Source organism: uncultured Microscilla sp., assembly GCF_947493425.1.
Taxonomy (GTDB): domain Bacteria; phylum Bacteroidota; class Bacteroidia; order Cytophagales; family Microscillaceae; genus Microscilla.
Genome location: NZ_CANLRP010000003.1, coordinates 83,306 through 95,700 on the forward strand (window position 1 = coordinate 83,306; position 12,395 = coordinate 95,700).

Here is a 12,395-nt window from a genome sequence, read left to right on the forward strand (position 1 = left end):
ACCCCTGCGGACAGTCTCCAGGCACACCTTTATTGTAAAAAAGCCGATTCTTTGATGCAACATAACCGATATGTAGCCGCTATGTTGTTTTGGGACAAAGCCGCCGCAATGTATGCGCAAAGCCTGCGTTGGCAAAATCACCTCAATTGTCAAAATAAGGCAACTGAGTGTTGGTGGCGTTTGGGTAAATTAACCGAAGCCCGCAAGCTTGCCAACAAAGTAATAAAAATGAGTGACGCATATTTAGGCCCTGGGCATTTGGTGGCCTCAGTTGCTTACAATCATTTGGGGGTAGTAGACCAAATGAGCGGCCAATATGTAGAAGCCATCGTGCACCATCAACAGGCGCTCATTATGCAGAAAAAAGCGCTGGGAATCAATGCAATACATCCCGAAATAGCCAACACCTACCGCAACCTGGGCGCTGTATCGAGGGTAGTACACAGGTATTACAAAGCAGAGGAGTATTTATTAAAATCTATTGCTATAGCGCGTACATTGTATGGGGAGGCAGCCGCAATGGTAGGATTAGGCTACCATTACCTGGGCACTGTTTTTCATAGCAAATATGCCTATAGTCAGGCGTTGGATTATTATTATAAAGCCACTGATATTTATCAAAAACAACTCCCCATAAACCATAGCTATCAGGCAGACAACTACCATAGTATGGGGCAAGCCCTGCAGCAACAAGGCAAATACTTAAGCGCGCGTATTGCGTTTGAAAAAGCATTGAAAATATACCGCAAAATATACAAGGTAGCGCATCCTTCTATAGCCTTGGTGTTGAATAGCCTGGCGCAGTCTTACCAAAAAGGACGCCAGTATAAAGCAGCCCGGCAGCATCACCAGCAAGCCCTGCAAATGTATAAGACCATATACGGAGACGCACACCCCGACATTGCCCAAACTTACCTCGACCTGGGCAGTGTACTCATCTCACAAACGAACAAAAACTACCCGTTGGCTCTCCAGTATTTTGACAAAGCCCGTGGCATGCAAATGAGGCTATACGGCGACCGTCACCCAATATTGGCAAAAAACTATGTGTATACCGGATTGGCCTATTTTCAACAAAATAAATATCAACTGGCGTTGTGGTGGTTTCAGAAAAGCCTGGTAGTAAACGTGTACAACTTCAAAGATACAACCCTGTATACCAATCCACCTTTGACCTACTATTTTAACCGTAAATTTTTGTTGAAAGCCTTACGTTTCAAGGCTGAAAGTCTGCATTACCTGGCTACCCAAGGTAAAAACAAACAACAATTATTGCTTGCCCTGGAAACCTGGCGCCTGTGCGACCATTTGGCAGACCGGATGCAGTTTGACCAACAAAACCGATTAGACCAATTGCTTGCCGAAGAGCGTAACCAAAGCATTTACCAAAAAGCTTTTTTGATAAGTGCCCAAATAGCTTTGTCTTACCCCAAGGGCACTGCTTTGCGCCAAAAGTTTGTTACCGAAGCCTTTTATTTTTCCGAAAAGAGCAAATCGCAAGTATTGCGCAAGTCTATGTCGGAGCTGGAAAACCAACGAAAAAACCTGGTGGCAGATACCCTGAGGCAAAAAGACTTAAGCTATAGACAACAAATTGCTTTTTTTGAGCAAAAGCTGGCGCAACGCTCCCAAGGCATGCAGGCACAAAACTACCGTAATCAATTATTTAAGGTAAAACAGAGCTATCGCCAATGGGCAACCGCCTTAAAAAAACAATATCCCCGATTACATGCCCTGCGCAATAAAGCAAACCTTGCCACCTTGCGGCAAATTCAAAGCCGTTTGTACTCTAAAACTGCCGTGGTAGCCTATACAATGGCCACCGAGCAAAGTTATGCCTTTGTGATTACAGCGTCAAAGGTACGCCTGATTCGTTTAGGAAGTACCGCCCGGCTTACTGCCTTGATCAACGATTTCTACAACGACATTCAAAACGAAAACCCCATGGGGTCATTTGTCAAAGCAAGCCATCAATTGTACCTTGCCCTGATGCGCCCACTCATTCCTTATTTGGCGTACCAAAACGAGTTGGTGATTACAGAACCTACCCTATTGAGTGTGCCTATGGAAGCCCTTATTATGCGTAAGCCCCCCCGTTGGCTGATTCAAAAAGGACAGTTCAACGCCTTGCAATACCTCAACCATCGTTTTCAAATTCACTACCATTATTCGGCAAGCTTGTGGTGGCTCAACCAAAGCGGGCAGACCCACCACCGCCCATTGGCACCAGTAAAGTTTTACGGGTTTGCGCCGTTTAATCAAAAACTGCCCGCCAACAGCAGCGATGAGCAGTTGCCCAATAGTGGGCTTGAGATCAAGGCCATTGCCCAATTGTTCAAAAACAGGCGGCAAGCCAGCTATACCTATTTGTCTACCCAGGCCACCTTGGGGCAGTTTGTAAATAGCCTGCAAGAAATGCCCGATACCGAAGACGTTGCCCACATATTGCACATTGCCAGCCACAGTACCGCCAACCTCAACGAAGATCGCTTGGCGCGCATCCACTTTGCCCCTCAGCCCCAAGCCGACTCTACCTATTTGTATGCCGAAAGTATTTATTATTTGCCGCTCAAGGCGCAATTGGTGGTGTTGAGCAGTTGCGAGTCGGGGGTGGGCAAGTTTGTACCGGGCGAAGGGGTGATGTCTTTGGCGCGGGGTTTTTTGCACGCAGGCGCCAAAAGCGTGATTTCGTCGTTGTGGGAAGCCGACGATTACTACACCAAAAAACTCATGGTGTTGCTCTACCAAAACATATTGTATCGCCGAAAAAACTATACCCAGGCGCTACATGCTGCCAAAAACCAGCTCATTGCCCAAGAGCCGTATTTGCACCCCAAATATTGGAGCAATTTTATATTGATTGGACGATAAACCAACAAGATGCACTATATGAAAACCTGGATTATTTTTTTACTCGTTCTTTTATCATTCAATGCCACTTATGGGCAGACCAAAGTGGATACCTTAGAGGCGCATCGGTTGTTTGAGGAAGGGAAGAAGCTATACTTTGCTTATAAAATACATAGTGCTTTGCAGAAATTTCAAAAATCTGTTGAAATATTTAAAAACCAAGGTTTTGAGGTGAGTTATGCAAGGTGTTTACTATATCAATTGTATTGCTATGGACTTATTCGCACCTATAATCATAAAATAATACTACTTTCTGAGGAAGCTTTAAAATTATTCAGAAAACGAAGGAATCGTTTAGGTTTGGCAAAAATATATAGTGTCATGGGAGCTTATTATTATAGCTCAGGGATAGATACTGACAAAGCATTATACTATAACCAAAAATCTGTGGCAATTTATCAAAATAGCGATTATAAAATGAGTGTGAATGTAGCTTGGTTGTGGAACAGGATAGGTCATATCTATGTGGATCAAAAAAAATACAAGAAAGCCATTACTTGTTTTGAAAAAAGCCACCAAATACTGCAAAAGTTGTTGCCCGCAGGAGATGCTCGCTTGGGTTACTACTTTGGGAATATGAGTAGGTGTTTTCGGGCGCAGAAAAAATATAATGTGGCAATTAAATATTTACAACAAGCAGGCAAGTACAATAAAGGAAGGAGGGAGGGGCACTACACCAATATAGGGTATTTATACTTCTTTCAAAATAAGTTACTATTAAGCGAGCAGTATTACCGGAAGGCGCTTGCGATAGCCAAAAAGCGTTATAAAGGAAGACATCAAAATATAGGGAGTATTTACGGTAAATTAGCTCGTTTATCCATTGAAAAAAAGAACTATTTGGCAGCATTAAAACTTGTACAAAAAGGACTTAGCCATGTAGTGAACCACTCTATAGATACGCTCGATATTTATCAACACTCTACTGCTGAAAATAATAAAAACGTCTTAAGACATTCAATCTTGCTTCGTTATAAAGCCCAAGCCTTTTCTTTAATTTCTGATAACCTGAAAGACCTCCAAGCTTCTTTGTACAGTTATCAATTGTATGATAGCATAACCATAAAAATACAACCTCAGAGCAGCCATCGAAACTATCATTTTTCCCAAAAGATATACCCCGAAGCCATTCAAGTCTGCCAACGGTTGTACACCAAAACCCAAGACAAAAAATACCAACACCTGGCGTTTTATTTTGCCCAACGGAGTCACGCGAATGTGTTGGGCAAATCTTTGCACGCTCGCCGGGCTAAAGTAATGGTGCGTTTGCCCGATTCTTTGATCAATCAAGAGTTGTATTTGAAACAACAGCGGGCGTATTACCAACAAAAAGCACTGAAAGCAAGTAACGCAACGCAAAAAACAGCCTACCAGGATTCGGTGTTCAGGATGATACGCCAACAAGACGTGCTCAGTGAGGTGTACGCCCAAAAGTTTCCCAAATATTACCGTTTACGGTTTCAGAGCCAACCTGCTACTGTGCCCCAAATCCAGCAAAAACTAGACAGCCAATCGGTGGTATTGAGCTATGTTTGGGGCAAGGCACAAAGCCACGTATTGGCCATTACCCATAATGATTTTAAAATATACACCTTACCTCCCGAAAAACAGGTAACCGCTGTGCTCAATGCTTACTACAATGCCTTACAACAGGAACAACGCCTGCAAAGTTTTGCCCGCAAGAGCTATCAAGCCTATCAGTGTTTGTTGGCACCCTTGCAAAAGTTATTGCGTACCAAGCAAAAAATAATAGTGACCAACCCTACCTTGCTGAGTGTGCCCCTCGAAGCCCTGGTGACCCAACCCTATCAACCTGATTGGCGGGCTTTTGGTCAGTTGCCTTACTTGGCAAAACAACATAGCTTGAGTTATCATTACTCGGCGAGCTTGTGGTGGCAAAACAAGCGTAGCTCCTCTTTGTCTGCCCAGCGCCGCCTCCATTTTGCAGGTTTTGCACCATTTAGTGGAGGTAAAGGGCAAGTCATGACCACCCGTGCCAACGAGGGCCTATTGCCCGAAAGCAAAGTAGAAGTAAGTACGGTCTATAACTTTTTTAAACAACAAAAACACGATGCGGCCGCTTATTTGTCTAAGGCGGCTACCCGCCGGGAGTTTTTAAGCCAGGTGAGCAAATTGGATATATTGCACATTGCCAGCCACAGCACCGCCAACCTTCGCGAGGCACGTTTGGCGCGCATTCACTTTGCTCCTCAGCCCCAGGCAGATTCTACCTATTTGTATGCCGAGAGCATTTACTATTTGCCACTCAAGGCGCAATTGGTGGTATTGAGCAGTTGTGAATCGGGGGTAGGCAAGTTTGAGGCAGGCGAGGGGGTCATGTCTTTGGCGCGGGGCTTTTTGCACGCGGGTGCCCAAAGCGTGGTTTCGTCGTTGTGGGAGGCCGATGATGTCTACACCAAAAAACTGATGATTTTGTTTTATAATCAAGCCTTGTTCAACCAACAGCCTTACAGCTACGCGCTGAGCCTTGCTAAACGCCAGCTACTCGACAAAGAACCCCCGCTACACCCCAAATACTGGAGCAGTTTTATATTGATTGGACGATAAACCAACAAGATGCACTATATGAAAACACTGATCATTTTTTTACTCGTTCTTTTATCATTCAATGCCACTTATGGGCAGACCAAAGTGGATACCTTAGAGGCGCATCGGTTGTTTGAGGAGGGGAAGAGGTTGTTATTTGCTTATAAAGGATATAAAGCCTTGCTGAAACTTCAAAAATCAGCTGAAATATTTAAGGCACAAGGTTTTGAGGCAAGTTATGCAAGTTGTTTACTATATCAATTGTATTGCTATGAACTTATTCGAACTCATAACTATAAAATAATATTACTTTCCGAGGAAGCATTAAAGTTATTCAGGAAACGAATGAATCGTTTAGGTTTGGCAAAAATATATACTGTCATGGGAGCTTATTATTATAACTCAGGGTTAGATACTGACAAAGCATTATACTATAACCAAAAATCTGTGGCAATTTATCAAAATAGCGATTATAAAATGAGTGTGAATGTAGCTTGGTTGTGGAACAGGATAGGTCGTATATATGTGGCGCAAAAAAAATATAAGAAAGCCATTACTTATTTTGAAAAAAGCCACCAAATGCTGCAAAAGTTGTTGCCCGTAGGAGATGCTCGTTTGGGTTATTACTTTACGGATATGGGCAGGTGTTTTCGGGCACAAAAAAGATATGATTTGGCAATTAAATATTTACAACAAGCACGCAAGTATAGCAAGGGAAGGAAGGAGTCATATTACTCCAATATGGGCTACTTGTACCTTCTTCAAAATAAGCTATTATTGAGTGAGCAGTATTACCTGAAGACGCTTGCCATAGCCAAAAAACGTTATAATGGAAAGCATCAAAATATAGGAGCTGCTTATGAAAACTTGGCTCGATTATCCATTAAAACAAAAGACCCTTTGGCAGCATTAAAACTTGTACAAAAAGGACTTAGTCATGTAGTGAGCCACTCTATAGATACGTTGGATATTTATCATCATACCAATGTACGAAACACTAAATATCGTTATAAACACCTATATTTACTATTACATAAGGCTAAAGCATTCTCTTTACTCTCTGATAGTCTGAAAGACCTCCAAGCTTCTTTGTACAGTTACCAATTGTATGATAGCGTAACCATAAAAATACAATCTCAGAGTAGTAATCGAAACTATCATTTTTCCCAAAAGATATACCCCGAAGCTATTCAAGTATGCCAACGATTGTACGCCAAAACCCAAGACAAAAAATACCAACACCTGGCGTTTTATTTTGCCCAGCGGAGTCACGCGAATGTGCTTGCCAAATCTTTGCACGCTCGCCGGGCTAAAGTAATGGTGCGTTTGCCCGATTCCTTAGTCAATCAAGAGTTGTATTTGAAACAACAGCGGGCATATTACCAACAAAAAGCACTGAAAGCAAGTAACGCAGCTCAAAAAACAGCCTACCAGGATTCGGTGTTCAGGATGATACGCCAACAAGATATGCTCAGTGAGGTGTACACCCAAAAGTTTCCCAAATATTACCGTTTACGGTTTCAGAGCCAACCCGCCACGGTGCCCCAAATCCAGCAAAAACTAGACAGCCAATCGGTGGTATTGAGCTATGTTTGGGGCAAGGCGCAAAGCCACGTATTGGCCATTACCCACAATGATTTTAAAATATACACCTTACCTCCCCAAAAACAGGTAACCGCTGCGCTCAATGCTTACTACAATGCCTTACAACAGGAACAACGCCTGCAAAGTTTTGCCCGCAAGAGCCATCAAGCGTATCAATGTTTGTGGGCGCCCTTGCAAAAGTTGTTGCGCAAGCATCCCAAAATCATTGTGACCAACCCTACCTTGCTGAGTGTGCCCCTCGAAGCCCTGGTGACCCAAGCCTATCAACCTGATTGGCGGGTTTTTGGTCAATTGCCTTATTTGGCAAAAAAACATAGCTTGAGTTATCATTACTCGGCGAGCTTGTGGTGTCAAAACAAGCGTCAAGCTTCTTTGTCTGCGAAGCATCGCCTCCACTTTGCGGGTTTTGCGCCTTTTAGTGGGGGCAAGGGGCAAGTAATGACTACCCGCGCCAACGAGGGCTTGTTGCCCGAAAGTAAGGTAGAAGTAAGTACGGTCTATAACTTTTTTAAACAACAAAAACACGATGCGGCCGCTTATTTGTCTAAGGCGGCTACCCGCCGGGAGTTTTTAAGCCAGGTGAGTAAATTAGACATTTTGCACATCGCCAGCCACAGCACCGCCAACCTTCGCGAGGCACGTTTGGCGCGCATCCACTTTGCCCCTCAGCCCCAAGCCGACTCTACCTATTTGTATGCCGAGAGCATTTACTATTTGCCGCTCAAGGCGCAATTGGTAGTGCTGAGCAGTTGCGAGTCGGGGGTGGGCAAGTTTGAGACGGGCGAGGGGGTGATGTCTTTGGCGCGGGGTTTTTTGCACGCGGGTGCCCAAAGCGTGGTTTCGTCGTTGTGGGAAGCCGATGATGTGTACACCAAAAAACTGATGATTTTGTTTTATAACCGGGCATTGTTTCAAAAGGTGCCCTACAGCCAGGCTTTGAGCTTTGCCAAACGCCAATTGCTCAGCCAAGAGCCCCAGCTACACCCCAAATACTGGAGCAATTTTATATTGATTGGACGATAAACCAACAAGATGCACTATATGAAAACCTGGATTATTTTTTTACTCGTTCTTTTATCATTCAACACCACTTATGGGCAAGCCAAAGTGGATACTTTAGAGGCGCATCGGTTGTTTGAGGAGGGGAAGAAGCTATACGTTGCTTATAAAATGCATAGTGCTTTGCTGAAGTTTCAAAAATCGGCTGAAATATTTAAGGCACAAGGTTTTGAGATACAACAGGCGAAGTGTATTACATATCAGTTGTCTTGTTATCGGCAGCTATCTACTTATAATCAACAGGTGTTATTGAAGATAGAGAAGGCTTTGAAATTATTTCAGAAGCGCAAAGACTCTGTAAGTGTAGCCAAAGCCTATAAGTATATAGGGAATTATTATTCTGGTTCAGGGGTAAACATCGATAAAGCAGTTTTTTACTATCACAAAGCTGCCGAGATTTATCGGAAAAATGGTCTGCGGCTACGTTTAGCCTGGTTATGGAATGACCTAGCTGCCTTGTATCAGTCTCAGGGAATGTATGCAAAAGCTATAGAGGCTTGTAATAATAATTATCAATTGCTTAAAAAGTTGATTCCCGAAGGAGATGTTAGATTTAGTGCTTATTTTATAAGGATGGCAATTTGTTTTATGAACCAAAAAAAATATGATGTGGCACTTAAATATTTACAACGAGCCCGTAAATACATTCAAAGGGGGTGGGAAGGTTATTATACCAATATGGGATATTTATATTTGAGTCAAAATAAACTTCAATTAAGTGAACAGTATTACCTGAAGGCGCTTGCTGTAGCTAAAAAGCGTTATAAGGGAAAACATCAAAATATAGGGTGGGCTTATGGAAGCTTGGCTCGATTATCCATTAAAAAAAAGAACTATTCGGTAGCATTACAACTTGTACAAAAAGGCCTTAGTCATGTAATGAGCCACTCTATAGATACGTTAGATATTTACTATCATACCAATGTACGAAACACGAAACATCCTTATGCTCATTTATATTTACTATTACATAAGGCTAAAGCATTCTCCTTACTTTCTGATAGTTTGAAAGACCTCCAAGCTTCTTTGTATAATTACCAATTGTATGATAGCGTAACCATAAAAATACAATCTCAGAGTAGCCATCGAAACTATCATTTTTCCCAAAAGGTATACCCCGAAGCCATTCAAGTCTGCCAACGATTGTACGCCAAAACCCAAGACAAAAAATACCAACACCTGGCGTTTTATTTTGCCCAACGGAGTCACGCGAATGTGTTGGGCAAATCTTTGCACGCTCGCCGGGCTAAAGTAATGGTGCGTTTGCCCGATTCTTTGATCAATCAAGAGTTGTATTTGAAACAACAGCGGGCGTATTACCAGCAAAAAGCACTGAAAGCAAGTAACGCAGCGCAAAAAACAGCTTACCAGGATTCGGTGTTCAGGATGATACGCCAACAAGATGTGCTCAGTGAGGTGTACGCCCAAAAGTTTCCCAAATATTACCGTTTACGGTTTCAGAGCCAGCCCGCCACTGTGCCCCAAATCCAGCAAAAACTAGACAGCCAATCGGTGGTATTGAGCTATATATGGGGCAAGGCGCAAAGCCATGTATTGGCCATTACCCATAATGATTTTAAAATACACACCTTGCCTCCCCAAAAACAAGTAACCGCTGCGCTCAATGCTTACTACAATGCCCTACAACAGGAACAACGTCTGCAAAGTTTTGCCCGAAAGAGCCATCAAGCCTATCAATGTTTGTGGGCGCCCTTGCAAAAGTTATTGCGTACCAAGCAAAAAATAATAGTGACCAACCCTACCTTATTGAGCGTGCCCCTCGAAGCCCTGGTGACCCAACCCTATCAACCTGATTGGGGGGCTTTTGGTCAGTTGCCTTACTTGGCAAAACAACATAGCTTGAGTTATCATTACTCGGCGAGCTTGTGGTGTCAAAACAAGCGTAGCTCCTCTTTGTCTGCCCAGCGCCGCCTCCATTTTGCAGGTTTTGCACCATTTAGTGGAGGTAAAGGGCAAGTCATGACCACCCGTGCCAACGAGGGCCTATTGCCCGAAAGCAAAGTAGAAGTAAGTACGGTCTATAACTTTTTTAAACAACAAAAACACGATGCGGCCGCTTATTTGTCTAAGGCGGCTACTCGCCGGGAGTTTTTAAGCCAGGTGAGCAAATTGGATATATTGCACATTGCCAGCCACAGTACCGCCAACCTTCGCGAGGCACGTTTGGCGCGCATCCACTTTGCTCCTCAGCCCCAAGCCGACTCTACCTATTTGTATGCCGAGAGCATTTACTATTTGCCGCTCAAGGCACAATTGGTAGTGCTGAGCAGTTGCGAGTCGGGGGTGGGCAAGTTTGAGACGGGCGAAGGGGTGATGTCTTTGGCGCGGGGTTTTTTGCACGCGGGCGCCCAAAGCGTGGTTTCGTCGTTGTGGGAGGCCGATGATGTCTACACCAAAAAACTGATGATTTTGTTTTATAACCGGGCGTTGTTTCAAAAGGTGCTCTACAGCCAGGCTTTGAACTTTGCCAAACGCCAATTGCTCAGCCAAGAGCCCCAGCTACACCCCAAATACTGGAGCAGTTTTATATTGATTGGACGTTAGGCAATTGCGTTTTCTAAGGTTTGAATAAATTGCTGGAGGAACTCTTCTTCGGCAATGGCCCCACCTTTATCGGTAGACTGACTCAAGGCTTCCAGGGCTTGATAAGCTTCTTGTAATGCGACTTGGTTTGCCCCTTTTGCCCACCCAATGGCTGCTTTGCTTTTGTGTACCAGGTGAGTGGGAGTTACCGCATTTATTTTGGCTTTTTGCAGTGTTTCTTGTGCCTCTTGAGGTTTTTGTAAATAATAGGCCTGATAAAAAGCCAAGTCTAGCCAAAGCATGGCCTGGTAACCAGTAGGTATGTGGTGTTTGCCGGCCAGTGCTTCTAACAAGTAGGGGTAAGCCTCTGCTGGTTTTTGCTGGTCTATCAAATGGGCATACATGTACAGCTGTAAGTAAGGAATAAAAGGGTGAGCACGCTCACTTTCGAGTATTTGGGCAATGGGGGCTACGTTTAAATCGCGGGGGCGAATGCCCGAAGAAGAAGCTACTGTGGCAGTAAGTATGACCAAGTCTATGGTGGCTTTGTTTCCGCCTTTGATTAGGTTTAGCAGACGGGCACCATCAGAAAAAAAGCCTTTGGAGCGCATAGGGATAATGGTAGTAAAAAATATCATAGCCGACATGGTACCACTTAATAACCAAAAGTTGGAGAGGGTTAACACTTGAGAGTGGCGACTGGTAAGGTAATAAATGCCCAGGCAAAGCAAAGCAAATAGTAAGCTGGCTATAGGGCCGCCCGCCACAAATTTAATAAAATTGCGCCTTAAGTTTTGTTCTGTTTTGGGTAGGCACATGGCAAGTCCACCCGCAGCATTGAGGCGGGTATTCCAGCGAAAGCGAATTTTTTCTCCTTCTTTTTGGAGCATAAAAGGACCAACGGTGACCATACGAAATTCAAATCCTACCCACCATCCAGCCAGTACATGCCCCCCTTCATGTACAATGAGTACCAGCAATACAACGCCCAGCAAAACAGGCAACAAGGCAAGTTTATGATACAGTGATGGGGCGTAGAGGTTGTCTTGTAGAAAATAGGAAAAAAAATAACCGCCCAAGGCACCTGTGAGTAAAATAATGGAGAGTTTGACCCAGGCAGTCAGGCTACGTTTGGATGCTTGGGGTGAACGACGAGAAGAAGTACTCATGGGCTACCAAATAAGGCAATGAATAGATCAAAACAAGGTACTTCTTCCGGGGTCAATGTCATATCAGTTTAGAGTAGTGTTGCGGTTTGCTTCGTCTTTGCTACGTTTGGTGAGGTAGTCGAGTACTCTGTATTGTTCGCCTGCCTGCAAAAAGTGCACTTGCTCGTAGCGGGTAGAGTCGCCGTACTGAACCGAAGCATACACCAGTCGCTTATTGTTTTGACTGTCACTCAATTTAGATACTTGATTGAGCTTGTACCCATTGATTCCTTTGTACTGCTCGTTTCGCTGTTTGAGCCACTGAATCCACTCTTCTTTGGTGCGTTGCTTCAACATATTTTTGTCAAACATAGCCACTGCCTGCTCATAGTTTTTACTTTGCAAGTGATTATAAAAGCTAATGGCGACTTTGATTGAAGGGTCAGTTTGTGGGTTGAGGTAGATATAGACTCCTCCTCCTATACCTCCAACCAAGACAATAAATAATAAAAAACGGGTAAAGCCACCTCCTTTTTTTTTGGTGGGTGGTGCTTGTTGCTTTTTCTTGTTCGACATAGTGAG

The 12,395-nt window shown here is 43.8% G+C and carries 6 protein-coding genes; 4 read left to right on the top strand and 2 right to left on the bottom strand.

The window, feature by feature from the left end:
• Window positions 1–54: 54 nt before the first annotated feature.
• From Q0954_RS01870 to Q0954_RS01885, 4 genes are read left to right on the top strand one after another with little or no spacing between them, the layout of a single operon-like run.
• Window positions 55–2,871, top strand: coding sequence for a CHAT domain-containing tetratricopeptide repeat protein (locus tag Q0954_RS01870; protein ID WP_299452889.1), 2,817 nt, complete (start codon window positions 55–57; stop codon window positions 2,869–2,871).
• An 18-nt stretch (window positions 2,872–2,889) separates the two neighbouring features.
• A complete protein-coding gene (locus tag Q0954_RS01875) occupies window positions 2,890–5,478 on the top strand; it encodes a CHAT domain-containing tetratricopeptide repeat protein (RefSeq protein WP_299452892.1) in 2,589 nt (862 codons plus the stop codon).
• Between the two features lie 18 nt (window positions 5,479–5,496).
• Window positions 5,497–8,085, top strand: coding sequence for a CHAT domain-containing protein (locus tag Q0954_RS01880; protein WP_299452895.1), 2,589 nt, complete (start codon window positions 5,497–5,499; stop codon window positions 8,083–8,085).
• An 18-nt stretch (window positions 8,086–8,103) separates the two neighbouring features.
• Window positions 8,104–10,686, top strand: coding sequence for a CHAT domain-containing protein (locus Q0954_RS01885; RefSeq protein ID WP_299452897.1), 2,583 nt, complete (start codon window positions 8,104–8,106; stop codon window positions 10,684–10,686).
• On the opposite strand, the gene Q0954_RS01890 is transcribed toward Q0954_RS01885, so the two are convergent.
• Together Q0954_RS01890 and Q0954_RS01895 are read right to left on the bottom strand one after the other, a co-directional pair.
• Window positions 10,683–11,834, bottom strand: a complete 1,152-nt coding sequence (locus Q0954_RS01890; protein WP_299452900.1) for a site-2 protease family protein — start codon at window positions 11,832–11,834, stop codon at window positions 10,683–10,685. The genes Q0954_RS01885 and Q0954_RS01890 overlap by 4 nt on opposite strands.
• Window positions 11,835–11,897: 63 nt before the next feature.
• Window positions 11,898–12,389 carry a hypothetical protein gene (locus Q0954_RS01895; protein WP_299452902.1) on the bottom strand — a complete coding sequence of 164 codons (492 nt, stop codon included), beginning with the start codon at window positions 12,387–12,389 and terminating at the stop codon, window positions 11,898–11,900.
• Window positions 12,390–12,395: the final 6 nt, after the last annotated feature.

Bases quoted from the DNA above. Each gene is read 5' to 3' on its own strand.
- Q0954_RS01870 (WP_299452889.1), top strand. From the start codon at position 55: ATGCAACATAACCGATATGTAGCCGCTATGTTGTTTTGGGACAAAGCC.
- Q0954_RS01875 (WP_299452892.1), top strand. From the start codon at position 2,890: ATGAAAACCTGGATTATTTTTTTACTCGTTCTTTTATCATTCAATGCC.
- Q0954_RS01880 (WP_299452895.1), top strand. From the start codon at position 5,497: ATGAAAACACTGATCATTTTTTTACTCGTTCTTTTATCATTCAATGCC.
- Q0954_RS01885 (WP_299452897.1), top strand. From the start codon at position 8,104: ATGAAAACCTGGATTATTTTTTTACTCGTTCTTTTATCATTCAACACC.
- Q0954_RS01890 (WP_299452900.1), bottom strand. From the start codon at position 11,834: ATGAGTACTTCTTCTCGTCGTTCACCCCAAGCATCCAAACGTAGCCTG.
- Q0954_RS01895 (WP_299452902.1), bottom strand. From the start codon at position 12,389: ATGTCGAACAAGAAAAAGCAACAAGCACCACCCACCAAAAAAAAAGGA.